Source organism: Roseofilum capinflatum BLCC-M114 (assembly GCF_030068505.1).
In the GTDB taxonomy this organism is placed as follows: domain Bacteria; phylum Cyanobacteriota; class Cyanobacteriia; order Cyanobacteriales; family Desertifilaceae; genus Roseofilum; species Roseofilum capinflatum.
In genome coordinates this window covers 173987-199116 of sequence record NZ_JAQOSO010000055.1, presented here as the reverse complement: position 1 = coordinate 199116, position 25130 = coordinate 173987, and the positions used below count along the sequence as shown (strand labels likewise).

At 47.1% G+C, this 25130-nt stretch carries 18 protein-coding genes and 1 pseudogene; 7 read left to right on the top strand and 12 right to left on the bottom strand.

Going from position 1 to position 25130, the window contains the following annotated elements; genetic code table 11:
- Window positions 1–5: 5 nt before the first annotated feature.
- Window positions 6–2072 carry a DNA phosphorothioation-associated putative methyltransferase gene (locus tag PMG25_RS10460; protein ID WP_283766843.1) on the bottom strand — a complete coding sequence of 689 codons (2067 nt, stop codon included), beginning with the start codon at window positions 2070–2072 and terminating at the stop codon, window positions 6–8.
- Between the two features lie 182 nt (window positions 2073–2254).
- Between PMG25_RS10460 and PMG25_RS10455 the strand changes: the two genes are divergently transcribed.
- Entirely contained in the window at window positions 2255–4324 is a 2070-nt protein-coding gene (locus tag PMG25_RS10455; protein ID WP_283766842.1) for a pentapeptide repeat-containing protein, read from the top strand.
- Window positions 4325–4425: 101 nt separating this feature from the next.
- Here the strand turns inward: PMG25_RS10455 and PMG25_RS10450 are convergent, their stop codons facing one another.
- Window positions 4426–6732: a S8 family serine peptidase gene (locus tag PMG25_RS10450; RefSeq protein WP_283766841.1), complete on the bottom strand. Its 2307-nt coding sequence runs from the start codon at window positions 6730–6732 to the stop codon at window positions 4426–4428.
- 99 nt (window positions 6733–6831) lie between these two features.
- On the opposite strand from PMG25_RS10450, the pseudogene PMG25_RS24640 reads away from it, so the two are divergent.
- Window positions 6832–6942, top strand: a pseudogene (locus PMG25_RS24640) (DUF2283 domain-containing protein); the annotation flags it as partial.
- A gap of 56 nt (window positions 6943–6998) precedes the next feature.
- On the opposite strand, the gene PMG25_RS10445 reads toward PMG25_RS24640, so the two are convergent.
- The 4 genes from PMG25_RS10445 to glyA form a co-directional block, all read right to left on the bottom strand.
- Window positions 6999–8843, bottom strand: a complete 1845-nt coding sequence (locus PMG25_RS10445) for an aspartate kinase (protein WP_283766840.1) — start codon at window positions 8841–8843, stop codon at window positions 6999–7001.
- A 110-nt stretch (window positions 8844–8953) separates the two neighbouring features.
- Window positions 8954–9163 (bottom strand): hypothetical protein, encoded by a 210-nt coding sequence (locus PMG25_RS10440; RefSeq protein ID WP_283766839.1) that lies wholly within the window; start codon window positions 9161–9163, stop codon window positions 8954–8956.
- 86 nt (window positions 9164–9249) lie between these two features.
- Entirely contained in the window at window positions 9250–10299 is a 1050-nt protein-coding gene (locus PMG25_RS10435) for a glycosyltransferase family 4 protein (RefSeq protein WP_347178804.1), read from the bottom strand.
- A 225-nt stretch (window positions 10300–10524) separates the two neighbouring features.
- Complete coding sequence (gene glyA, locus PMG25_RS10430; protein ID WP_283766838.1) at window positions 10525–11817, bottom strand: serine hydroxymethyltransferase; 1293 nt, start codon at window positions 11815–11817, stop codon at window positions 10525–10527.
- A 141-nt stretch (window positions 11818–11958) separates the two neighbouring features.
- Between glyA and PMG25_RS10425 the strand changes: the two genes are divergently transcribed.
- Window positions 11959–12864 (top strand): ABC transporter permease, encoded by a 906-nt coding sequence (locus PMG25_RS10425; protein WP_283766837.1) that lies wholly within the window; start codon window positions 11959–11961, stop codon window positions 12862–12864.
- Between the two features lies 1 nt (window position 12865).
- Here the strand turns inward: PMG25_RS10425 and PMG25_RS10420 are convergent, their stop codons facing one another.
- The gene (locus PMG25_RS10420; RefSeq protein ID WP_283766836.1) at window positions 12866–13690 is read right to left on the bottom strand and encodes a hypothetical protein; all 825 of its coding nucleotides are present in this window, start codon (window positions 13688–13690) and stop codon (window positions 12866–12868) included.
- Window positions 13691–13815: 125 nt separating this feature from the next.
- Between PMG25_RS10420 and PMG25_RS10415 the strand changes: the two genes are divergently transcribed.
- The 3 genes from PMG25_RS10415 (at window position 13816) to yghU (ending at window position 17690) form a co-directional block, all read left to right on the top strand.
- Window positions 13816–14517: a DUF4079 domain-containing protein gene (locus PMG25_RS10415; protein WP_347178803.1), complete on the top strand. Its 702-nt coding sequence runs from the start codon at window positions 13816–13818 to the stop codon at window positions 14515–14517.
- A gap of 376 nt (window positions 14518–14893) precedes the next feature.
- Entirely contained in the window at window positions 14894–16588 is a 1695-nt protein-coding gene (locus PMG25_RS10410) for an HD family phosphohydrolase (RefSeq protein ID WP_283766834.1), read from the top strand.
- A 238-nt stretch (window positions 16589–16826) separates the two neighbouring features.
- A complete protein-coding gene (yghU, locus tag PMG25_RS10405; protein ID WP_283766833.1) occupies window positions 16827–17690 on the top strand; it encodes a glutathione-dependent disulfide-bond oxidoreductase in 864 nt (287 codons plus the stop codon).
- A gap of 784 nt (window positions 17691–18474) precedes the next feature.
- Here the strand turns inward: yghU and PMG25_RS10400 are convergent.
- The 3 genes from PMG25_RS10400 to PMG25_RS10390 all read right to left on the bottom strand — a co-directional run bounded on the left by PMG25_RS10400 (window position 18475) and on the right by PMG25_RS10390 (window position 22425).
- Window positions 18475–18933, bottom strand: a complete 459-nt coding sequence (locus PMG25_RS10400; RefSeq protein ID WP_283766832.1) for a DUF29 domain-containing protein — start codon at window positions 18931–18933, stop codon at window positions 18475–18477.
- Window positions 18934–19193: 260 nt separating this feature from the next.
- Window positions 19194–20915, bottom strand: a complete 1722-nt coding sequence (locus PMG25_RS10395; RefSeq protein ID WP_283766831.1) for a serine protease — start codon at window positions 20913–20915, stop codon at window positions 19194–19196.
- Window positions 20916–20952: 37 nt separating this feature from the next.
- Window positions 20953–22425, bottom strand: coding sequence for a WD40 repeat domain-containing protein (locus tag PMG25_RS10390; protein ID WP_283766830.1), 1473 nt, complete (start codon window positions 22423–22425; stop codon window positions 20953–20955).
- 231 nt (window positions 22426–22656) lie between these two features.
- On the opposite strand from PMG25_RS10390, the gene PMG25_RS10385 reads away from it, so the two are divergent.
- Window positions 22657–23421, top strand: a complete 765-nt coding sequence (locus PMG25_RS10385; protein ID WP_283766829.1) for a pentapeptide repeat-containing protein — start codon at window positions 22657–22659, stop codon at window positions 23419–23421.
- Window positions 23422–23446: 25 nt separating this feature from the next.
- Here PMG25_RS10385 and ccmO read toward each other — a convergent pair whose 3' ends face one another.
- Both ccmO and ccmN read right to left on the bottom strand, forming a co-directional pair.
- Window positions 23447–24187: a beta-carboxysome assembly protein CcmO gene (ccmO, locus tag PMG25_RS10380; protein WP_283766828.1), complete on the bottom strand. Its 741-nt coding sequence runs from the start codon at window positions 24185–24187 to the stop codon at window positions 23447–23449.
- 97 nt (window positions 24188–24284) lie between these two features.
- Window positions 24285–25076, bottom strand: coding sequence for a beta-carboxysome scaffolding protein CcmN (gene ccmN, locus PMG25_RS10375; protein WP_283766827.1), 792 nt, complete (start codon window positions 25074–25076; stop codon window positions 24285–24287).
- Between the last annotated feature and the right edge of the window lie 54 nt (window positions 25077–25130).

Here is a 25130-nt window from a genome sequence, read left to right as displayed (position 1 = left end):
ATTTGTTAACAATTATTGTTTTTTCTATAGGCAGCTAATCGTTTTTTATGGGCAGATTTTAAGAGTTTGAGGCGATAGGGGTCAATGTCTTTGCGCCACCGGACTTGAGAGCCTCTAATTTCTACGCCATGTTTTTCTAAACATTTCAACCATCCGCGACGGGTTTGGATCGCTTTCCAATCCTCGAAAAGTCCCCATTTTTCTTCTTGTAAGCTCAGTTTCTGGAATTGGGAAAACTGGGGATAGGTGCAATCGATGAATTGTTCTTTGCGGTGTAAAATTGGGGGATTGGGATGATCGTCATAGTTTTCATAATAGACTGCTAAATCGCGTAAGTCAATTTGCAGGATGGTTTTTAAGAGGGGGTGGGGAGTTTGGTCAAAATCGGGATAAAAGAGATAGGAAATTTTGGGAAGGTTGAGGTGAAATTTAATCAGGGTGGCTCCTTCGAGTCGGCCGATGGTGCGGTTGGCACAGCCTTCGTAGAGCCGCAAACGGGGATCGAGGGAGTCGAGATAATGAGCGTGAACGGTAAAGGATTTGGGGGTGAATTTGCCGACGGGGGAGTTTTGGGAGCAGCGAGCAATAAAGTCTAAATCCCCTAAACTCAAGAGCATTTGATCGGCTAAAATACAGGCGCTTTTATAACTGCCAAATAAGCTTTGAATGTCTTGGCGGATGATGGGGGAGAGGTGGCGAAATTGGGGGCGATCGCTAAAATGAGACAGTGCGAGATAGACCAGGAAATCCTGACGGCGAGAGGTAGCGATTTTTTCCCATTCGTCTTCTTCGGTGACTTGCAGAACGAGTTTGAAGGCGCGGCGAAATGTGCCGAACTCTTCTAGAATGGGGTCTTCTTGGGCTAATTCTCCCCGTTTCGGTAAGCGTCCGCGCTCGGTAAAAAATACCATCAGGGGAGTGAGTAATTCCTGATAGTCTTCAAAGCGCCGCACTTCGATGCGGATGCGAGGAGTAGAGAGACGGGAATGGAAGCGGGAGGCGCGGAAAATCTCGGCTTGGGTGCGATCGCGAAATACGAAGTAAATCCCCAAATCTACAGGCACAGCATCCACCTCTAAGACCTGATCAATATAGGTTTTCAGCTCTTCCTGCTCGTAGTATTTCTGGAACGTATTGCGCTGGGTAATGACTCCATCGGCATAGGCCATGAGGCGATCGCTTGCTGCACTAATCAACACCTGAGCCGACACCACCAACACCTTTTGGGTTAACTCCCATGCTTTTACCAGTGCTTCCCGACGTTCTCCCTGGTCTTCAATCACATTAATCACATAGCCCAAATTGACAATATCAGCCTCATGAAGGGGCGTATCCGGGCGATAATAAGGGTCCCATCCACTACTGCTATATCCCTTGCGGGCGACTTGTTTAATATCTTCTCCATAGCCACAACCATAGTCAAAAAACGTGGTTTCTGGGGTAAATAATTCCGCCTCCAGAGCCAACCGCATAGGCCGGGATAACTCCTTGCGTACCATGGCCGCTTTATAGCTTTCAATGACCGGTGCATAGGTCGTATTTACGGTGTGTTCCATGGCGACCACCCGATGATCTTCTATCCTGACCCGATGCACCGATAACCACTTTTGCCAATGCTTCAATGTGCCAATGGAAAACCCGCTTCGCTTATTTAAGAGTCCCCATTCTTCTTCCTGTCGGGTTAACTGGGCAAACTTTTCATAGTGGGGATAGTGGAGCGTAACAAAGGTTTCCTTGCGATGCAGAATCGGGGGATTTTCGCTGTTGCGGTAGTCCCGATAAACCGCTTTTTCTTGGGTAAAGTCTACCTGTAAACTGGCGTGCAGCCGGGGATGGGGGTCGGGGTCAAAATCGGGATAATACAGATAGGAAATCTTGGCTTGATCCAGGTGAAATTTAATTAATGTTGGCGGTTCCATGTCTCCCGCAATTTGACGACCCAGGGTTTCGTACTCTTGCAGTTGAGCATCAAGAGCATCTAGAGCCGTAACATGAACATAGAGGGCATTAGGTAGGCGTTTGCCGATCGCACTCTGTTGGCAGAGGCTTACCATGTCAGCATGAGAGACCATCGCTTGGGAGAGAGAACAGGTTTTTTCCTAGTGTACCTGGATTTGAAAACGGTAGAAGTTCCTGAATTGAGGTCACAGGGTCAGTAGTCATTGAACTGAATGGAGGTACTACAGATGACTGAGAAGCCATGCGCTCCTAGTCATCGGTTACAATTGATGCAATCCAGGATAAGGAAAGGAAGATGGCTGATGAAATGGCTCAATATCATTCCCAGGTAGATGGGGAAATTAAGGGGTTGTCTATTGGTACGGGCAACGTTATCTACAATTATTTCTACAGCCCTCCCAAAGCAAGCACAAATGAGGACGTTACCGAAACCGATAGCCTTCGTTGTCCCTATCGAGGATTATTTCACTTTAGCCCCAAGGATGCCGAATACTTTTTTGGCCGAGATGACTTTATCGAAGACCTCTATCAAGCCACTCAAACTCGCAATTTTATTCCCGTTTTGGGAGCGTCGGGGAGCGGCAAGTCTTCCGTGGTGTTTGCGGGGTTAGTGCCGAAATTACAGGCGGAAGGCTCTTGGCAGTTTACTTATTTTCGCCCTGGTGTGATTCGCAAACAAGATAAACAGGAGATTGCCGATCCCTTTTATGCTCTGGCTACAGCTCTGGTTCCTCTGTATACGCCTGATTTGAATAAAACAGAACAACTGGCTCAGGGCAATACTTTGGCCGGTCTTCTCCGCAGTGGGGAGGTGTTGCTCTCGGATGTTATTGCGACCATTCAAGACAATTATCCTGGCGATCGCCTCCTGTTAATTGCCGACCAATTTGAAGAACTGTATACCGTCTGTACCGATGCAAAAGTTCGCCATCGATTTCTGGATATTTTAATTGACAATATCTATACTCCCAGTTCCGATTCTCCCTTGGTGTTGGTACTCACCATGCGGGCGGATTTCTTGGGTAATGCCTTGTCCTATGCCTCCTTTGCCCAAGTGCTGAAGGATGACATGAAATTGGGGGCTATGAATCATACCGAACTGCGGGATGTCATTGAGAAACCGGCGCAAAAACTAGGGGTAACCTTTGAACTGGGTTTAGTGGAAACCATTCTGGATGATGTGGAAGATGAACCGGGAAATTTACCCTTGCTAGAGTTTGCCCTCACCGAACTCTGGAAGCGACGCAAAGGACAGAAAATTACCCATCAAGCTTATCAAGAAATTGGCAAAGTTCAGGGCGCTTTAACTCGTCACGCGGATCGCATTTTGAGCAAGCTGAGTCCGGAAGAAACCAAAGCAGCTCAACGAATTTTTCTGAAGTTAGTCAACCCTGGAGAGGGAATGGGAGACACTCGCAGGCAGGTAACGCAAGCGGAAATTGGGGTATCCAATTGGAATTTTGTCAATAAATTAGCCGATTACCGCTTAGTGGTGACCAGTCAAAATACCAACGACCAAGAAACGGTGGAAGTTGTCCATGAAGCCTTAATTCGGAATTGGTCTCAACTGAGGGAATGGATTGACGAAAGTCGCGAAGCAATTAGAACTGCACAAAAAATTGAAGCTGAGGCTAAGGAATGGGAAAAGAAAGGCAGAAATAACGGTTATCTCTTGCAAGATCGACGGTTAAGAGATGCTAAAGAGTTTATGCAATATGACCATCCAGAAGTCAAGTTATCTGGGTTAGCGAAAGATTTTATCAAAGCTAGTCAGAGAAAACAAAGAATGGGAAGCTTGAGGATTGGTTCTATCTTGATTATTCCAGCATTCATAGTATTGCTTCCATTACACTTCTGGCTGGTTAATCAAGCTTTCTCATTACTTTATAGAGATGAAGAATGTCAACCCAATGCAGCAACCAAATTCTTCCTCCAATATATAGTTTTGACTGGCTACAAAAAACAGCTTAGAGGAGCTGAACTGTGCAATGAAAACTTGAGAAATAGTTTTCTTTATGAAAGCAACTTATCACAGGCTAACTTTGAAAGTGCAGATCTTTCGCATTCTAATTTGCAAGACACAGAACTTGAAAAAGCAGAATTTGAGCGAGCTAAACTTATAGGGGTAAACTTGAACGGGTCATTTCTTTTGAATGCAAACTTTCAGGGAGCTATACTTGAGGAATCTACAATACAAAAATCATATCTTAAAGGGGCGAACTTTAACCAAGCAAATTTAATTGAGGTTAATCTAGAAAAGTCATTGATGTTAACGCCACATCAACTTAACAAAGCTATACTTTGTAATACAATTTTACCCAAATATATTGATATTGATGATGTTAATCCAAATAAAGATTGCTGATTTTTGCTTCTTCCTAAAATTTCTTTGAAATATAAAAAGTATTATAGTAGACATCTCCCAAAAACAATGCTAAGGAACAAAAAGTATGTTATGAAGGGGGCTTAGAAGTGTGGATTTTCACAACCTTCACAGTTCCCAACCTCTTCAGTTTTCTTACAAGTCTTCCCAGTATAGCACTTTGCATCTTTAGTATAGCAGCCTGGCCCAACCATACTGCAATAACCCTCTAGAGGAAGATAAACATTTTCTCTATCAATCAGATTAAATTGTATGTTATCACTAAATTCTCCTAGTGCTTTAGCTGCTTCTCCAGAGATATCTGACTCGAATGAACTTATCCCAGCAATTAGAACGCGGGTTGCTAGTTTTTGATATTCTCGCACTTTCAGCAAGCTTTTGGCTGCATAAATATGTTTGGTGCTGATTTCAGGTTTTGGCTTTGATTCTCCCAGGATATACTCTAATCCCTTTTGGAAATCTTCATTATCATTTAGTCGAGTTTCCAAATCTTTAGTCATCAAGCCTTTAGCCTCAAGGGTTTGGGTAATTACTTGATGGATGTCGTCTACAACCGTTTTACTTTCTTCATCTGGATCGACTTCTTTTACACAAGCAACCAAGGCTAGAAGACCATCGGTTCGGGGCGATCGCGAACTAAAATGATGCTCCGATAGAGAAAGCTCGACTTCTTCAATTTCACCGGCTTCAATCTTGCGCTTTAAGATTGCATCAAACTCATTGCGAATCTCATCTAGTTTTTCTCTGAGCTTGGGATAATCGGCAGACATTTTCAGTTTCCTCTTAGATAAAACAGTGGGCGATACAGTCGGTTCAGATGGGGATGAAAATAAGGTAACGCTTGAGGGTTGAAGTCCAACCGCCTGAGTCATGACGGGTGGGGTAGATGCAGGGGTAGCAATGGGCGGAGGGTTTTCTGTTACGTTGGGTTTAATAGCTTGAATGGCTTCCCAGGCGTTGGCTAAACCATGTCCGGTGTGAATGTCACGACCGATGCCCACCTGGTGTCTTCGATAATTCTGCGATTCCAATGTAACATCGGTGGCGGTATTCTCCAGAATTTGTGTAATTCTTTGTGGAGATAAACTCGGATTAATTTGTTTTATTAAAGCACAAATCCCGGCCAATTGGGGAGCGGCGGCGGATGTACCGCTAAAAGCCGCCCAGCCATCATCAGGATTCGTTCCATCTCCCCGCCTGGCATGTCCATCGTCCGTTGTACACCCCGGTGGAATCGGCAACATAATATATTGTCCGTCAGGAAGATGGCCGACCAAACCACAAACGTCGGGAACCGTGCGCCCTGGATATACGGGACTGATAAACCCACTGCTGTAGCTACTGGCTTCCAATTCGTGCCGACGAGACTCATCTGGGGGCATATAAACCCCTCCAGCAGCAATAACTTCCGGATGTTGCGCCGGAAATCCCCAATCATGACCGTTACCGGCGGCGAAAATAACCACAATTCCTTGACGAACGGCATCGGCAATTAAGCTGGCTAAGACTTTGTTATGAGGAGATAGAATAGGGCTTCTCTGGTCGCTTCCCCAACTGCAAACAATGATATCGGGTTTTAAAACGATCGCCTCCCGAAACGCAGCGATCGAATTCACATTCCGCCATCGCTTATACAGCGCCACATCTGCCTTAACCATGGTAAAGTCTACCTCTGGCGCAACAGCGAATAAGTTCGCGGACTCTCCCGTTCCATGGCCGTTATCGTCTCTGTCGGGTTCCGATGAACCGGGAGCTAACACCACCTTTCCTCGGTATCCATTTCTTCGGAAAAAGGGATGCTCGTACCAACCGGAGTCCACCATCACCACTTTCGCCCCTCGACCGGTGATTCCAAGTTGATGCAGGCGATCGCTCTTCAACCCCTTGGCAATATCATCCGGTACTTGCAGATGTCGGGAGCGATCGATTAGAGGGGGAAACGCTGCCGGAATATTGGGTCGAATGGCATAATAAATCGGCTCATTAATGGCAATACCTGCCACTTCATTTGCCCAAGTCGTTTGAGAGGTATCAATTTCGCCTTTGGGTTTATTGTCCAAAGAGTCCAGATAAGTCCCCACAGCGAAATCTGCAAACCCTTTGTTCACCCGGCGCTCCCGTGCGATCAGACGGGTATTAAATTCTCGCTCATATAATTCTGGCGGCCCAGCAATACTAATCGACGAGCGACCCACGGATAAGACTTCAAATTTTGCTTTTCGCAGACGATTTTCTGTTTCTTTGAGTAAACGAGGGTCAGCATCAAACTGAGCCACATTTTTACTGGTGACCAGAGTCGGAGAGGAAAGCAGAGATTCTCCCGTTGCTGCTACCACAACAGCTTCTGCATAAACTTTGGGTGGTAACTCTGTGGAACTGTGCCGATACATTGAGTTTTGTTCCCTATTCTTAGATCATTATAGAGCAGACATTTTAATGTTTATGTTGCGCGATGGGTTTCCAGTTAATGCTATCTCCGAACCTGGGGGGTCATTGTTAGCTATGACGAAAATGATGAACCCGTTAGCATTGAAATTCTCAATGCCTCTAAACGCAAAATGTTTAATCCTCAAGACCTTATGCTAACGATCGCCACTTGATAGCTCTACAGCACTTTCCTCTGCTATGAGGTACAACATCAATCCCAATCAGAATCTTAAGCAGAAACAGTAACTTTTTGACTCCCGGCAAGGCCGAAGGCGGCGTGAATCGCTTGCAGTGCTTTTACGCCAGAGTCTCGATCAACGACGCAACTGACTTTAATTTCGGAGGTGGCGATCATCTGAATGTTAATCCCTTGTTTGGAGAGGGCAGCAAACATCATCGCTGCTACACCGGGATGATTCAGCATTCCTGTACCTACGGCGCTGACTTTGGCGATCGCCCGATCAACGAGGACTTCTGATGATCCCCAGTCTGCGGCTAGTTTCTCTAATAGGCTGCCAGCCGCTTGTGCATCGGCTTCAGCCACGGTGAAGGCGATATCGCGGGTATAGAGGCCGTTAATCACGCGGCAGCGTTGGGATTGAATAATCATATCTACACTGATGTTATGTTCTGCTAACAGTTTGAACAATTGGGCGGCGGTTCCTGGGCGATCAGGCACATGGCGCAGGGCTAACCGGGCTTGTTTCAGGTCGAGGGCTACGCCTCGGACGGGGGGTTGGCTGTTGGCGGCGATTCCCGAAGGGATCGCTCCGCGAACCGCCTTGGCGGCCTGCACTTGTACCTCAAAAGTTTGACAGAGGATGGCGACAGCGCGATCGCAGTCTGTGGCTTCGACGACACAACTCACCTTTACTTCAGAAGTCGAGATCATCTGAATGTTGACCCCACCTTCAGCTAAAGCCGTAAACATTTCTGCCGCGACCCCCGGCCGGCCGATCATGCCTGCGCCGGCGATACTAATTTTGGCGATATTGTCCTCGACCATGACTTCCGCATTATTCAAGCTAGACCCTTGGGAAAGAACGGGTAATATGGCATTAGAGACGGCTTCCGCCCGTTTCAGGGAGTCGGTGGTTACGGTAAAGGCGATATCATTGGTTTGCCCTTCGTGAATAGATTGGATAATCAGATCTACGTCTAAATTCTGGTCGCCAATTTCGCCGAATAATTGAGCGGCTACCCCTGGGCGATCGGGGACGCGCAATAAAGAGACTTTGGCTTGATCGGTATCAAACTCCACTGCATCTACCGGATGCACCAACTCCAACCCCTCCAATGGGCGGGGGAAGGGAGTGGGAGAGGTGACTTTTGTACCCGGATCGTCTGTCCAACTGGATTTAACCACTAAGGGAATGCCGTAATTTCGGGCAATTTCTACGGCTCTCGGATGCAAGACTTTTGCCCCTAAACTGGCTAATTCCAGCATCTCATCGCTGGTAATTTCGCTCATCAGTTGGGCATCGGGAATGAGGCGAGGGTCAGCCGTTAAAATACCGGGTACATCTGTATAAATCTCACAAATATCTGCTTTCAGGGCAGCCGCTAAGGCCACGGCCGAGGTATCCGATCCGCCCCGTCCCAGCGTTGTAATTTCTACATCAGGATTTTGACTATCCGTATCCTCAGAAAGAGCAATCCCTTGGAAACCGGCCACAATAACAACTTGCCCTTCCCCCAGATGGCGCTCGATCCGTTGGGGATTAATGTTGAGAATACGGGCGCGGGTGTGCTGATTACTTTCGGTGACAATGCCCACTTGAGCGCCAGTCAAGGAGATGGCTGGTTGATATATTTCTTTTAGGGCCATACTCAGGAGGGCGATGGATACCTGCTCCCCAGTCGAGAGTAACATATCCATTTCTCGGCGGCAGGGGTTGGCGGAAATTTCTGAGGCGAGCTTGACCAAGCCATCTGTGGTTTTGCCCATAGCAGAGACGACAACGACCACGGAATTCCCGGCGTTTACCGTTTGTTTAACCCGCTTGGCAACCGCTTGGATGCGATCGACTGTCCCGACGGAAGTGCCACCATATTTTTGTACGATTAAGGCCATACGTCCTATTCCCCTGCCTTGCTTACAAACCTGATTTCGATCGGACTAAGGGTGCATTTTACCCAATTCTGAGCAGTTAGCTTAATTAATGTACCAGAAATCTACTGGATTTAAATCAGGATCAGCAAGACAATCACTGTCATAAAGGCAATAATGAGAGCTGAGGAGCGATCGCCATCGCTAGGGTGCGATCGCTCGCGACGATCTAAAGAGCGCTCTAACCCGCATTTAAGGCAAACGTAGCGGCGGGGATTTTTTGGGTCTTGTACAAAAGGACAATGATTTTGGGAACAATCAGTTAAACAAGTTTTGCAAGACATAAGCAGAAGTCCTCAACCCTTATGCCAATCTTATGCAGAGGGTTGGAGAGTCCTTCCGGATATGTGGGAATATTTTTGGATCTGGACTAGGATTTAGCCGTTTGTTGCTTGGCCTTCCAAATCGTGTAAATCAACAGAGCCGTCGCACCCGCAGCATAGCCATAGCCACTGGGAATCCCAGAAAAGGCGAGGGCGAGACTGCCTACCCAGAGCGTCAGAGCATAGATAAACAGAACCGTTAACCGATGGGATAAACCCGCGTTGAGGAGACGGTGATGGAGGTGGCGTTTATCGGCGATAAATGGCGATCGCCCATTGAGGAGGCGATCGAGAATTACGGCTGACATATCCAACAGGGGCACAGCCAAGATCAGATAGGGTAACAATACAGCAGTTACTGCCGTCGTTTTTACCAATCCAATCACCCCCACACCCGCCAGGGTAAAGCCCATAAAATAAGCGCCCCCATCCCCCATAAAAATCTGGGCAGGATTGAAATTGTAGCGCAGAAAGCCGAGCGCCCCACCCGCCAAAGCCGCCGCAATCAAAGCGGCTGCGGATTGATCCATAAACAAGCTCACAATCAGCATCACCACTGCCGCAATCCCACAGACTCCGGCGGCTAAACCATCTAAGCCATCAATCCAGTTAATCGCGTTCACCATCCCCACCAACCACAAGATAGTAATGGGAATACTGATCCAATCCGGTAGAGTCACTAATCCCATGAAGGGAATACTTAAAAAGTTAATTTGTACCCCCACCTGCCATGCACCGAGGGCAACCACCACCTGCATCAACAAGCGAGAAAAGGGGGACAGACTAAAGAGATCGTCAGCTAAACCGATCGCGAAAAAGGCTAAACCGCCAATGGTTACCCCCCATACTTCGTATTCTTTATCCGGGGGCAAAATCCCAAAGCCGCCCGCCCACCAGACAATTAACAGAGCCGTGAGCGTACCGAGAAAAATGGAAACTCCTCCCAAGCGCACCATGGGACGGGAGTGAACTTTGCGTCCACTGGGTTGATCCACTTTCCCGCTTTTCAGGCCAATATGTTTGACGATGGGGGTGCTTCCAAGGACAACTAAAGTGGATACAGCGAAGGCGATCAGATGATACATCTGTAAGGGCATCTGAAATTCTGTGGATAAGACCGAGAGCAGAGTCAAGGGTTTAATTTAGGAGGTCTACTAGGGTTCTACTACATTTCAGACATCATTGATTACAGATGTCAAGGAATGGGGAATGGGGAATGGGGAATAGGGAATGGGGAATAGGGAATAGGCAAAAGGCAAAAGGCAAAAGGCTATTTTCCCATCCTCCCCATCTCCCCCATCCTCCCTATCCTATCCTCCTAATTAAACCAGGGCGGGGGTGCGAATTTCTAAGTGGGGATAGAGGGGGAAGCGATCGCACAAAGTCGCCACCCGGCTTTTACACTCTTGGCGGACTGCTTCATCCTCCGGACTTAAGAGCAAGTCGCTAATAATATTACCAATTTCCGTAAATTCCCATTCTCTCATTCCCCGTGTGGTCATAGCAGGAGAGCCTAAGCGCATCCCACTGGTAACAAAGGGCGATTCGGGATCGAAGGGAACGGTATTTTTATTGGCAGTAATATTGACCGTACTGACCAATTGATCGGCTTGTTTACCGGTCATGTTGACAGAGCGCAAATCCACCAGCATCAAGTGGTTATCTGTACCTCCAGAAACAATTTTCAGCCCCCGATTTTGCAGTTGCTTGGCTAGAGCCGCCGCATTTTTGATCACTTGCTCGGAATAGTCCTTAAACGCGGGTTGTAGGGCTTCTCCAAAGGCGACTGCTTTAGCTGCAATTACATGCTCTAGGGGGCCGCCTTGGGTTCCTGGGAATACGGCTTTATTGAAGGCTTTCCCCAGCTTATTATCATTGGTCATGATTAACCCACCCCTGGGGCCGCGCAGGGTTTTGTGGGTGGTGGTGGTAACCACATGGCAGTGGGGAAGGGGGTTGGGATGGTGTCCGGTAGCGACTAAACCGGCAATATGGGCAATGTCTGCGAGCAAGTAGGCTCCTACCTCATCGGCGATCGCCCGGAATTTTTCAAATTCGATAATTCTTGGATAGGCAGAATAACCACAGATTATGAGTTTGGGTTTATGTTCTAGGGCAATCTCCCGAATTTGGTCAAAGTCTAGGCGCTCTGTTTCTTTATTCACCCCATATTGAACAACCTTAAACCATTTACCCGACACATTCACCGGCGATCCATGGGTTAAATGGCCACCATGGGACAGATCCATGCCTAAAATGGTATCGCCCGGTTCTAGCAGGGCGAGGAAGACGGCAAAATTGGCTTGGGCCCCAGAATGGGGTTGAACGTTCACATTGGCCGCACCAAAGAGCTGCTTGGCCCGGTCAATGGCTAATTGTTCGATTTGGTCAATAAATTCACAGCCCCCGTAATAGCGCTTTTGGGGTAGTCCTTCTGCATATTTATTGGTCAACACCGATCCTTGGGCTGCCATAACCGCAGGTGAAGCGAAATTTTCACTGGCAATGAGTTCCAAGTGTTCCCTCTGCCGTCCCAGTTCTTTTTGTAGCAATTCGGTCACGGTAGGGTCAGTTTGGTTTAACAAGTCTAGGTTGGATAGATTCGTTTGACTCACGGGTTGTGTTTCCTCGTATAGGCACAATGATCTAGTTTAAGGCCAAAGGGGGAGGGATTGAGTAATGAGTAGGTCGGTTAATGGGGGTTTGCATCTCCAGGATATGCTATAGTTAGCGACTTCCAGGATTACTACCGAAACATGACTGTTACAGCCCTCTTAGGAGCCATTGAACTGGGTTTACTCTATAGTCTGGTCGGCCTAGGCGTTTATCTCTCATTCCGTATTTTAGATTTTCCCGATTTAACCGTTGATGGTAGTTTTCCTCTCGGAGGAGCGGTTGCAGCGACTTTGATTGTCAATGGAATTCATCCGATCGCCGCTACAGGAGTGGCGATCGCTGCTGGGGCCCTTTCAGGAGCGTGTACCGCTTGGTTAACCGTACAATTCAAGATTCTCAATTTACTCTCTAGTATTCTCACCATGATCGCCCTCTATTCCCTCAATTTGCGAATCATGGGTCGTCCCAATGTGCCCCTGCTGGGGGAGTTCACTCTCTTTAGTCCCTTCAATAGCCTCCCTGTGCCCCGTCAAGTGATGATTCCGGTGATTTTGGTCATTATTGTCATTTTGGTTAAAGTCTCCTTAGATGCCCTATTAGCGACCGAATGGGGCTTGGCTCTACGGGCAACAGGGGCAAACTCTACCATGGCCCGCGCTCAAGGGGTGAATACGGGCATGATGATTATTATCGGTATGGCTTTAAGTAATGCCATGGTCGCCTTTGGGGGAGCGCTGTTTGCCCAGATTTATGGATTTGCCGATGTGACTTTGGGGGTGGGAACGATTGTTTTGGGACTAGCGGCCGTGATTATCGGCGAAACGTTTACTCCGGGAAAAACCGTATTTCAAGGCACATTGGGCGTGATTTTAGGGGCTTTAGTGTATCGTTTGGCGGTCGCTGTTGCCTTGAATGCTGATTTTATTGGTCTTCAGGCCCAAGATTTAAATTTGGTGACGGCTTTATTGGTGGCGATCGCCCTAATTTTACCCCAAACTCCCCTCAAACACTGGTTTAAACAACGACAGAGCAAAACTCGATCCTGATTTACTGGTCTTCAATTACGCCAACTAGGGATTGTAGATCAAAGTCGCGATCGCGGCCACTTAAACAAATTCCCGAACTGACTACCGTTAGATCGGCTTTACTAATGGCAGAAACATGGTGTTCTCCATCGACTGTTGTCCATTCGACGCGCCAATAGTCCCCTTGATCGGCAAAGTCTTGCAACGCTCCTCCCCCTTGTTGGAGCGCTTGATTTAAGCGACGGCGATCGCGTTTTTCGGCGCTAAATTCTTCCTGTTGTCCCGCAACCAATTCATAAGTAATTTTAGCTTCTGGAGTCATGCCAGAAAACTGGAGTTTGTCCGGATCAGTCAACTGTTTTAAGTGATGCTTCAGAGTATCGACAATTTGTGGGTCGGCGCGTCGGTCTAAACCTTCAAACCACCAGCTTGCACCCTCTCCACGGGCGATAATGGTTTCAAATGCTCCGCCTTCAGTCACTAAATGGACAGGAGTCGGTTTAGTAATGCCATAGCGCTTCTTGGCTTCATCCCCATTCACTGGGTAAGCTAACCAAGTTTGTCCTTGGAGACGATAACTGAGCCAAAATCTTAAGGGTTTGAGTAGATTTAAATACTCGCCAATTTGCGGAAGGGTTGGCTCATCAACCCATTGAGCTGTTTGCGTATCCAGGGGTTGGAAAATTCCCCAGCCTTCAAAATTTGGCGGTTGGGGTTGAAAAGAATACGCAATAGAGGCGATCGCCGTTTTCACCCGTCCCCCCGCCACACAAGGCGCGAGAAATTCCTGTTCTTGTAAGGCTTGTTCCTGGTTTGCCAGTTGATTGAGAAGTTTGTTGATGTCCATTTTTATTGACCTTATTCCTTATTCCCCAAAGGATACTCTCAAGAACCACTCAGAAAGAATTAATCTACGATCGCCCAATCTCGCATAGGCTAGAGAGTATCCATTAACGTCACTCAACACTTATGGTGGACACAAAAGATTTTTTAGCTCTCCTCCATCCTACCCTTGCCGTAGTCCTGGTTTATCCCCTGATTGGTATTGTGGTTTACTTTGCCTGGCAAACCCGTCAACGACGACTGCAAACCGCAGCCGGGGAGAAAAGTAAAATTCCCCCCATCGTTGGCCCCGATCATGTCAGAATTGGCCAATGGCTCACGGGTTCGGTGGTTGGCATCAGTTTAGTTGCCCTAGCTTATGTCCTTTTTATTGATAAGCCTCGCTCTAGTGCCGTTGAAGGCGTTTTAGTCGCCCTGTTATTTGCCGCCACCCTTGCCTCCTTAGTCTTCCTGTTTCGCGTCAGTAAACGCGGCTCGAAATTATGGCGAGGTGTCTTTGCTACGGGGGCAGGCATGGGGATAGTCGTTCTTGGCAGCCAAGAAGGGGTTTTCCGACGGACTTATGAATGGTATATTTCTCACTATTATTATGGTATTGCTGCGGCCCTATTGATGATTTTCTCTTTAGCGATCGTACAAGATATTTACCGCGATCGCTCCCATAAATGGCGCATGGCCCACATTATCCTCAACTGCGTTGCCGTCTTGCTGTTTCTTGGCCAAGGGTTCACCGGTTCCCGTGACTTACTCGAACTTCCCCTCGATTGGCAAAAACCCTATGTCTATCAGTGTAGCTGGAGCGCGAAAACCTGTCCCCAAGCCGATGATTAATATATAGCGCTTCGCGCAGCAGAAGGGTAATAGGTAATAGGTAATGGGTAATGGGTAATGGGGATGGGCGACAACAGGGAGGGAAATGGATTAAAATTTGCTTAAAAGAATTTCAATCCAGAGTTGAAAAACAACTATATAGTTGATTCAATTAACAGTGAGACACCAACGAGTAGGGTGGGCAGTGCCCACCTTACAAATTGACTTACAGAATGTCTCATTGTTATTTAAATTGACTATAGTCTTCTTAATTTAGGTGTTTTACCTTACCCCTGACTCAAACAGCCATGGATGGACGAGAGTATAATCCTCATTCACTATCCACTGCTCATTTAGGGTGCATCAGTTCAATACAATCCAATGAGGACTTAGGATTATGGATGAACAGCATCCCGAATTAGCCTGTTTGCTTGCACAAAAAGATTTAGATGAAGCAGCGAAACGAGCCAACTTAGTGGAAGAACTGCTCGCTATTGGTACAGCGCTATCGGGGAGTCAGAATTTACAACAACTCCTAGATCTGATTTTATCCAAAAGTCGGGAAATTACCTGTAGTGATGCGGGTAGTGTCTATTTAGTGAACCGCAAAGATGATGCCCAAGAATTGATTTTTAAGACAGCCCAAAATGATTCGATCTCGACTCATTTGTTTCAAGAATTCGCTATTCCGTTAACGCCGAAAAGTTTAGCCGGTTATGTGGCCCTAACTGGCGATACCTTAAATATTGTCGATGCGTATCAACTCCCCTCCTCTGTTCCCTACCAACTCGATCGCAGTTTTGACCATGATTTTGCCTATCGCACTTGTTCGGTTTTGGTGCTACCGATGCAAAATCATGAGGGAACCGTCATTGGAGTTTTACAGCTCATTAATTGCAAATGTCAACCCGATCTGAAAATTACGGCTGATAATGCTCTGGAGATTACCCGACCGTTTAGCCAGTTTCAAGAGCGCATCGTGCGATCGCTCGCTTCCCAAGCCGCGATTTCCATTGAGCGGAATCATTTACAACAAAGTATTGAAACCCTGTTTGAAGGGTTTGTGAAAGCCTCTGTGCAGGTAATTGAAGCCCGCGATCCGACCACTTCCGGCCATTCGGAACGGGTAGCCGAATTAACCGTGAGACTGGCCCAAGAAGTGAATGATATTCACTCCGGGCCTCTAAATTTAATCTGGTTTAATGACCGGCAACTGCAAGAAATTCGCTATGCTTCCTTGTTGCATGATTTTGGTAAAGTCTTGGTTCCAGAAACCATTTTAGGCAAACGGGAAAAGCTTTATCCAGAACAGTTAGAGGTGATTCGCCATCGGTTTGCCTTGGCTCAACGGACGTTAGAAATGGAGTGTTATCAAAGCAAGTTTAAGTATTTAGTCGAACATCCCAGCCATCACCATTCAGGGGAGAATCAAGGGGCAAATTGTCCCCATTGTAATCACTTGACTGAGTTAGACCAGGAACTCGATCGGGCGATCGCCTACCTCAAAGAGTCCTTAGCCTTAATTGAAGACCTCAAACGTCCCTTAGCCATTGAAACCCAAGAACTCAAAACCCATTATCAGACCTTTGAGAAGCAATTACAAAAGATTGCCCAATTCACCTATCGGGATATAGATGGTCAAGAAAAACCTTTGCTCACACCTAACGAAATTACCCAGTTACTGGTGCTTCGAGGAAATTTAACCGCCCAAGAGAGGCTGGCGATCGAGGCCCATGTAACCCATTCCTACGAGTTTCTCAAGCGCATACCCTGGACAAAGAGTTTACAAGATATTCCGGCGATCGCCTACGGACACCATGAAAAACTCGATGGCAGTGGATATCCCCAAGGACTCCATCAACAAGACATCCCCATGCAAACCCAAATGATGACCGTTGCCGACATTTATGACGCGCTCACGGCCGCAGATCGCCCCTATAAACGTCGCCTTCCCATCGAAATCGTGATGAAAATTCTCCATGAAGAAGCCGACAACGGCAAAATCAACCCCGATCTCGTCCTCCTCTTTGAACAGCGCCAAGTCTTTACCGCTCTCGGCCATACTTGGCCGCAAGAAAAATCAGCCGCCTAATTCATATCAAATTCGGAAAATTAGTTATGATTAGGACTTACGCAAATTGTAGATATGTCCCCTAAATGTAGGTTGGGTTGAACAAAGTGAAACCCAACAAAATAGGGAGGGCGGGTTTCCGCAAGCGGACATGAATACAAAAATAGTTGTCAGTCTACAATATTTGAGTATAACCCGCCCCTACAACAATGTCTCATTGTTAATTGTTAATTGTTAATTGTTAATTGTTAATTGATTCATGGACACTCCCTCACCCTACACCCCTCCCCAAGTCTGGCAACCAGACACCGACAACGGAGGAACCTGGTCAAAAATCAATCGTCCCATTGCCGGCCCGACCCATGAGCAAGAATTACCCGTAGGCAATCATCCCCTCCAACTCTACTCCCTAGCCACGCCCAATGGTCAAAAAGTAACCATTCTCCTCGAAGAATTGTTAGTGCTGGGGATTACTGGAGCAGAATATGATGCTTATCCGATCAAAATCAATGAGGGTGACCAGTTTAGCAGTGGCTTTGTGGCCCTTAATCCCAACTCTAAAATTCCCGCTCTGGTTGACCGCAGCACTACCCCCGAAACTCCCATCTTTGAATCTGGCTCTATCCTGCTCTATCTGGCGGAAAAATTTGCGGCATTCCTACCGAATGAACCCCTTCAACGCACAGAATGTTTATCTTGGCTCTTTTGGCAGGTGGGTTCAGCGCCCTATGTTGGCGGTGGGTTTGGCCATTTTTATAGTTACGCCCCCACTAAAATTAAATACTGCATTGACCGGTTTACGATGGAGACCAAGCGCCAGCTCGATGTCCTCAACCGGCAGTTAGCGGATAAGCCCTATATTTGTGGTGAAACTTATACCATTGCTGATATGGCTATCTGGCCCTGGTATGGGTCGCTGGTATTAGGCAAGCTGTATGATGCAGGAGAATTTCTAGAGGTACAGTCCTATACCCATCTGCTCCGGTGGGCGGAGGAAATTGCCTCCCGTCCAGCCGTGCAACGGGGACGCAGGGTTAACCGCACCTGGGGGCCAGAGGAAGAGCAATTGCACGAGCGGCACTCGGCTAGTGACTTTGAAACCCATAGTCCTGCTCAGCAATAAGACCCCCCAGCAGCAAAAACGGCTCTATCTTTTTTGGCTAAAATCCGACGCTGAGGGGGTGTGGAAATTGCCCTTCAATCGAAAATGGCTGTATGGTTGCCCAGTGTGGCTTACAGCGATTTTAATTTTAAAGGTAGCGTCGGACTATACGGGGTAAGGGTTTCAGCGATTTGGACTTGCTTTTTTACGGTGAGTGATCTATGATTAGGGGTGTGCGTCGGAAATGTACCTTGAAAACTAAATATGGCAAGGGTCTCAGGAGCCAGCAGTTGAAACCAACATAAATCCCTATTAGGGATTGAAACTTAGTTGATTCGTGAGGATTTATATGTTATTCTTAAGTTGAAACCAACATAAATCCCTATTAGGGATTGAAACCGACTGTCCTCTTACCACTGCTTCCACTTGGTTCGGGTTGAAACCAACTATTCATGTCCGCGAAGCGGAAATACCCTAATTAAAAATCCAGGGAGCAAGATGCTCCCACTCCAGTCATATCAAAGAATTCGAGGAGTGCGGGCATCTTGCCCGCTTCTTAACAAATTTTCATGTCCGCTTGCGGAAACCGGACTTGATATTACCTGGAGTCCAGATGGGACAGAAATGATAGGTTTAACTGAAATCGGTAGAGCGGCGATCGCTACATTACAGATGAATCGCCCAGCATTAGTCCGCGAAGCGAGAAATGTGGGTTGAATTAGGTGAACATCCACCAGTAACCGATGACTATTAATCAAATCTATAGCTAGTCTAAATGAGTTGTGCAACAGGAAATGCCCTCTCCCTAATCCCTCTCCCACGGGAGAGGGACTTCTGCTCCGATCGCAAAGGGACACAGCTCTGGAAACTCATCCCTGTTCATTCCGGTTTCTAGAGCTGCCATCGTTCGCGCTTCTGTGTAACAGGAGTCAAAAACTTGCTCAAAATATCCGCGTAAACTGGGGCTATCTTTGAAGGCTTTCTTGAGTCGTTTGCGATGTTCGTAAATGGTGTAGCGCCAGCTATTCCTCTGTTTTTCCGGTTGATATTGATATTTGAGTAAGTGCATCAGCAGGATTTCCAGGTTACTCTCGATCGCCCGTTTCTCACTTTTCCCCATATCTTCGAGTTCTTCTGCGAGATGCTCCACATCAATGCGCTCCAGTTTGCGATTCCGCAACAACTGTGATGTCGTTTCCAACCACAGGTAATAGTCGCGATCGTGGAGATCCGATAGAAGAAAGCGATCGGTTAAGGTTTCCATAACGCTTGTGCTGTTGCATTATATTGCTGTGGGCTGAAATCATTATAGCGCTTCGTGCGGTAATGGGTAATAGGTAATAGGAAAACAATTTTTCACGCTATAATGCCTATTTTCCAGGCTTTTTATAGGAATGCACTTTCAAGCAAAATTGGGATTATCGTACCTCAGAACAGCGCAAAGTGCTGTATAGCAAAAACCGATCTTGTTCGCTATTGTTAATTGTTAATTGTTAATTGTTAATTGTTCATTGTTCATTGAAATTACTCATTTTCCCAAACGCCCCAGGCTTCGAGTTGTTCTTGAATTAATTCCATGGGATAAATGACTCCTGTTTCTGTTATGGCTGGAGTAAAGGGAGCCTCGGTTTCTGTGCTACCCTCTCCCACATGACCTAATATGGCAACAACTTGCTGGTCTTGATTGAAAATGGGGCTGCCTGCATATCCTTGGGTTAAGTTGGCTTCAATCTCAATGGGTTGATCCGTATCTTGAGCTTCTGTATCTAAGTTGCCGCTCACGGTTTGCCAAGGGTCAGTATTAAAGGGATGGCCAATTAATTCTACGTCTTCATTGCCTAATTCCGTATTTATTTCTAACGGTTCAATGGTTTCGGGAATTCCGGTGACTTGTAAAACGACTAAATTGGTGGCAGCTTCGTCTGGTGTAATGTGCATCAGTTGGGCGCTATAGCGGGGTAAAACCTCGCCTTCTGAGGGTTGGAAAAATTCGACCTGAATCTGGTCGTTTTCTAAGGAGGAGGCATAGGCGATCGCCTCCCGACTGGTGACGACTAAAACTCGATCCTCCTCCCGTTCGACTACCCAACCGGTTCCAATGTTCACCCCATTGGGAATAGGGGTGATAATGCGGGCAATGGGAGCTAAAGGAGAGAGGGTTTCAGAGTCCTCTGAGACCTGATTTTGATCCTCGGAAGGATTATCGGAGGTATTAGCAGGCTCTTCATTCTCGACGGTGTTGGAGACATTTTCATCATTTGAGGCATTAGAAGGATTAGAGGCTTGTTGTAGAGCCAATAAGCGTTGGGATTCGAGCAGATTGTAGTGGGCCAGCACCCCATTGGGATTTTGATTAATGGCATTTTCGTAGGCGGCGATCGCCTCTTCCACCTTCCCTAACTGTTGCCAAGCATAGCCCAAAGCGGTATACACCCGGTCATCTTCTTGGAGTCTAACCCCCGCTTGGTAAACCTCCACCGCTTGCTGCCAATCTTCCTGTTGATAATAAATATCACCCAAGGCAAAATAGGCGGAGGCATCAAAAGCATCTAACTGGATGGCGCTTTTATAGGCTTCGATCGCCTGATCGAGTTGATTATTTTCTTGCAGGGCATTCCCTAAGCCTACATAACTGGAAACATACCGCGATCCGAGGTCGATCGCCTCATTATAAGTGGCGATCGCCTCTTCTACATTGCCCAAGTTGAGCAGCACATCGCCCAAATCATTGTAAACCGGCACAGAATCGGGTTTAAGCTTCAGGGCAATCCGAAATTGGGCGATCGCCTCCTCTAAATCCCCCAATTCCGACAACACATTGCCCAAATTCCAATACACCCCTGGCAAATTGGGATTGAGTTCAATGGCTTGTTGATATTGAGTTTTAGCTGCTTCCAACTGATTATCCGAGCGCAGAGCATTCCCTAACCCCACATAGGCAAAGGCATAATTGGGATCGACCTCGATCGCCTTCTCATAAGCGGCGATCGCCTCTTCCAGTTTATTCTGATCTCGCAACCGATTGCCCAACCCCAAATAAGCGGGGGCATTATTCGGATCTTGCTCAATAACTTGTCGCCAAATCTCCTCAGCCGCTTGAAAATTCCCTGCCTTCCGCGCTTCCTCTGCTTGGCGAAACAAATCCTGTAACCCTTGCCCCCAAGCCAACTGAGGACTCAACACCATGCCAACACTTAACAGCATTGCCCAGATTTTTATTAAACCACTCTCCTGTTGTTTCCTCATGATAGTTGTTCCCTAATGTTAATCATGTTCTCCTGGTTTAAGCCACCACCCGCCAAATTTTCACCGTATGATCGAAACTTCCTGTGGCCATGGTGTCACCGTTGGCACTGATGGCTACCCCAACCACATAATTGTTATGATCGGTAAAGGTTTGCAATAACTCGCCGGTCTGCAAATTCCATAACTTTACTGTACAATCATCACTGGCACTGGCGAGAATTTTGTTATCGGCAGTAACGATCACCGAAGTTACGGCTGCTACATGATCTGAAAGCACTTGTTCGACTTCTCCGGTTTCCAAATTCCATAAGCGAATGGTCTGGTCACTACTGCCACTGGCTAACCGTTGACCATCTGGACTAATGGCTACTGAGCGGACGCGATCGCTATGGCCGGTTAAGGTATAGAGTAACTCCTTACGGTCTAAGTTCCACAACTTAATGGTTTGATCGTTACTCCCCCCGCTAATTTTATCCCCTTGACCACTCATGGCGATCGATCGCACGCCTCCCGCATACCCAGCTAAGGTACTGGTTAACTCTCCCGTTTTCCAATTCCAGAGCTTAATAGTTTTATCCTCACTGCCTCCAGCCACAATTTGATTGTCGGGAGTAATGGCCACTGTCCACACTTCCCCAGCATACCCAGCCAGGGTACTCATAAGTTCACCCGTTTTGAGATTCCAAACCTTAATGGAGTGATCGCTACTGCCACTGGCCAAAATTTCTCCGTCCGAAGAAATAGCCACCGATAAAATTGAACCATTATGGCCGGTCAGGGTGTGGTGCAGTTCCCCGGTTTCCCCGTGCCAAATTTTTATCGTTTGGTCATTACTCCCACTGGCAATCCACTGGCCATCCGGGGAAACGGCGATCGTCCGTACCGGCCCGTTATGTTCCCCGGTATATACGCAGGAAAAAAGCTGATAACTCTCTAGTTTAAAGGCTTCGAGTGCTTCCTTTGCTTTCAAAGAACCACTGCGTTGGAGTAATAAATAAGCCACCCGTTTCACCTGAAGAGATGGATCTTGTAGCGCGTCAATGATTAAATCTAGACCATCCGAACCAATTTGAGATTGGGCTAATTCGAGTAATTCCTGGGTTTGACTGAGTTCTTGTTGAAGTTGAGTTTGGATTTGTTGCAACTCCACCAGGGTCTCCCCTCCATCCGTTTGATTCATCAGTAAGGCCTGGAGTTGAGCTGGGCTGATTTCCTCCATTTGCGAATATACTTGAGACAGTTGACTTTGGAGGAGCGATCGCTCTTGGGTCGCTAACTCTAACTGAGACTGTAGATCCCCCAATGTTGACTGTAACCTCACCCGCGAGGCCAATTCCCTGGCCCTAGCCCAAACCCCTTTGGCCCAAGCCAAACGCAACCGTTCTCGTTGCAGGAGGACTTGTAGCACTTGGTCGGGAATCGACTCCGGAGTTAAATCCCAACCACAGGTTTTACAGAGTTTCGTGGTTCCTTCGATATATTCTGTACCACAAACAGGACAATTAGTCACAGACCCTCCCTAGGCGATCGGCAACGGGACACAATTCAATCTTAAATTTGGGGCCCATAAACCCCATCTTTAAGACGTTAGCTTCAAGGCCAACCTCTTCTCATTTAAGATAAAGACTTCTGATCTGGCAAGCCTTTAGGTTCCTATACAACCAGAAATTCTAATAATCCGCAGGAAACGACACCCTAAAAATTTTTTATCTACTCCTTACCTCTGTCTGTCATCTGAGTTATGGCCAATCAAGAACATTTAGATTTACTTCATGAAGGAATAGACACTTGGAACGCTTGGCGCAAGAGTCATCCTGAAATTCTACCGGATCTCAGGGAGGCAACCTTGAAAGAGGGAAATTTCAATGGCATTAATTGGAGCGCAACAGATTTAGAAAAGAGCAATTTAACGGGTGCTTTTTTGAGCGGAGCCGATTTAACTGGGGCGATTCTTCGCCATGCTTGTCTGAGCGGCATTAATCTAAGTGATGCTAATTTAAGTCATGCGAATTTGAGTGCGGCCTTAATTAATCAAGCCAATCTCAGACGAGTCAATTTGAGCTATGGTATTTTACGCCGCACGAATTTAAGTCAATCCTTTTTGACTCAATCCAATTTATCCCATGCGAATTTGTTTCAAAGTAATTTAATGGGGGCATTCTTGAATCAAGTCGATTTTTCCCATGCCAACTTAGTTGGAGTAGATTTAAATCAAGCTTTCTTGAATCAAGCCAATTTGACCGCCGCCGAGTTATTTCAAGCCGACTTAGAACGAGCGTTTTTAAGTGAAGCTCTCCTGTGTCGTGCTAATCTTTCTAAAGCTAATCTTTACCGGGCCGATTTAAGTGATGCTAATTTACGGGAAGCAGATTTTACTCACTCCAACGTGCAAGATGTAACTTGGAAAGATACGATATTAACCCATACCGAGTTTAATCACACCAAGGGAATTCCAGACCATTTGCGCTTTCAGTTTAAGAATTTAGGCGCTTTATTTCTCGATTAAATCCATACAAGGAAAAAAGTTGCGCTCATTTTTCTTCAATTTTCAGGGGCACTTTTTCCAGATCGGGTAACTTGATCAATTCTTCCTCCATCTCTTCCTGCTCGATGCTCACAGGTAATTTCAAGGGTTCTGATTCTTCTGTCATCAAAGCACTGGCTACTGGGAGAATTTGTTCTAAGTCGTCTTGAGGTCTGGGAATAATATAAATGGCATTGAGTTCTCCAATGCGTTGGGCTTCATATACGCCCGATTCGATCGCCATGGCTACATCGGCCACTGAACCGCGAATAATGGCTGTACAGAGTCCAGAACCGATAGTTTCAAAAGACATTAATTCTACATTGGCCGATTTGAGCATGGCATCGGCTGCCCCAACCATGGGCGGAAAGCCAATGGTTTCGAGCAATCCTACGGCTTGACGGCTATAGCGATTTTCCTGGTTATAAGCCGCGACTTCCATAAATTGGGGATTGATGGGGAATATAACTTCTAAATTCGGTAACGGTCTGGGAATGACGCTACTACTGACAAGTTGCTCCGGGCCAAAGTCACGGGCCGTTTGCGAGCCATAGTCCACTGCTAACCGAATATCGGCGATCCTCCCTCTGGCGATCGCCGTACAATAGCCATTACCAATTTTTTCAATGCCCACCAAGGTCACTTCCGCTGCCTTAATCATGGCATCTGCTACCGCAATCACTGCGGGAAAGCTCCGGGTTGACACCAAACCTAATGCACTTCCATTGAGAGTGTCGGGTCTACTCATGCTTTTGACTTCAGAGGGCTATCGATCATCTTCACTCCTCTATATTTACGCTATGTTTTTAGTATAAAGGTTCGATCGCCAAACCTGACGGAATCTCTCAATCGGAATCTTCAGAAACGGGAGAATCTTGTATATCCCCATTGAAGGCCTGACGATGGGGAAACAAGGTCGCCATTAACCGTTGTAAGTGTTGATGCCCATACACCGATGGGTTGAGTGAATCAGACCCCTCATCCTTTTGGGGTTCAGTGGCTTGAGTTGGCTCATCGGCTAAAGGTTCCTCTGGGTTAGGAGTCTCTAAATAAGGCTTCGTCCGGGTTGGTGGGGGATTGGCGATTAAATTACGGGCGACCGCCGCATGAATCGAAGATTGTGTCGCCGAAGGATTCGATTGAGGGCGATCGGTCTCAACCTTAGAGTCTTCCGTTGGAGGCTCTAGTTTTTTTGGAGGGTCTTCCACCGGCTCCACTGTCGTGACAGACTCAACCGTTTTCTCCACCACCTGAACCTCAGTTCCCGAACGTCCAGTATCTCCCAATAACGAACCGGGAGCCACTACTTGCCCTGAATTCACTGAGCAATTAAACACCGTTGAAACGGGCCCGATACAAGCTCTTGCTCCAATGGTTCCCGCGCCGACCATCAACACTCCCGCTCCCAAGATTGCCCCATCTTCAACCTTCAACGTTCCGCGATCGGCATGAAGCACCACCCCCATCCCAATACAAACTCCCGCCCCAATCACAATCCGACTCTGGGGATTAGCAATCAACGCTACCCCCGAAGCCACCACTGCGCTAGGGTCAATGCTCACCTCCCCATTAATACAAGACGCTTGGTTATGAAGAGGTTGCCAAGGCATCACCGCCATAATATTCTCGAACCTCATTGTTGCAGCACATTTTTAGATCGAACAGAGTCCGAAACCCATCCCTTGGAGGAG

Coding starts and splice junctions, on each gene's coding strand:
- PMG25_RS10440 (WP_283766839.1), bottom strand. CDS start 9,163: ATGTCTTGCAAAACTTGTTTAACTGATTGTTCCCAAAATCATTGTCCT.
- PMG25_RS10410 (WP_283766834.1), top strand. CDS start 14,894: ATGGATGAACAGCATCCCGAATTAGCCTGTTTGCTTGCACAAAAAGAT.
- PMG25_RS10450 (WP_283766841.1), bottom strand. CDS start 6,732: ATGTATCGGCACAGTTCCACAGAGTTACCACCCAAAGTTTATGCAGAA.
- ccmO (WP_283766828.1), bottom strand. CDS start 24,187: ATGAGTAGACCCGACACTCTCAATGGAAGTGCATTAGGTTTGGTGTCA.
- yghU (WP_283766833.1), top strand. CDS start 16,827: ATGGACACTCCCTCACCCTACACCCCTCCCCAAGTCTGGCAACCAGAC.
- PMG25_RS10385 (WP_283766829.1), top strand. CDS start 22,657: ATGGCCAATCAAGAACATTTAGATTTACTTCATGAAGGAATAGACACT.
- ccmN (WP_283766827.1), bottom strand. CDS start 25,076: ATGAGGTTCGAGAATATTATGGCGGTGATGCCTTGGCAACCTCTTCAT.
- PMG25_RS10460 (WP_283766843.1), bottom strand. CDS start 2,072: ATGGTCTCTCATGCTGACATGGTAAGCCTCTGCCAACAGAGTGCGATC.
- PMG25_RS10395 (WP_283766831.1), bottom strand. CDS start 20,915: ATGAGGAAACAACAGGAGAGTGGTTTAATAAAAATCTGGGCAATGCTG.
- PMG25_RS10420 (WP_283766836.1), bottom strand. CDS start 13,690: ATGGACATCAACAAACTTCTCAATCAACTGGCAAACCAGGAACAAGCC.
- PMG25_RS10425 (WP_283766837.1), top strand. CDS start 11,959: ATGACTGTTACAGCCCTCTTAGGAGCCATTGAACTGGGTTTACTCTAT.
- PMG25_RS10445 (WP_283766840.1), bottom strand. CDS start 8,843: ATGGCCTTAATCGTACAAAAATATGGTGGCACTTCCGTCGGGACAGTC.
- PMG25_RS10435 (WP_347178804.1), bottom strand. CDS start 10,299: ATGCCCTTACAGATGTATCATCTGATCGCCTTCGCTGTATCCACTTTA.
- PMG25_RS10455 (WP_283766842.1), top strand. CDS start 2,255: ATGGCTGATGAAATGGCTCAATATCATTCCCAGGTAGATGGGGAAATT.
- PMG25_RS10400 (WP_283766832.1), bottom strand. CDS start 18,933: ATGGAAACCTTAACCGATCGCTTTCTTCTATCGGATCTCCACGATCGC.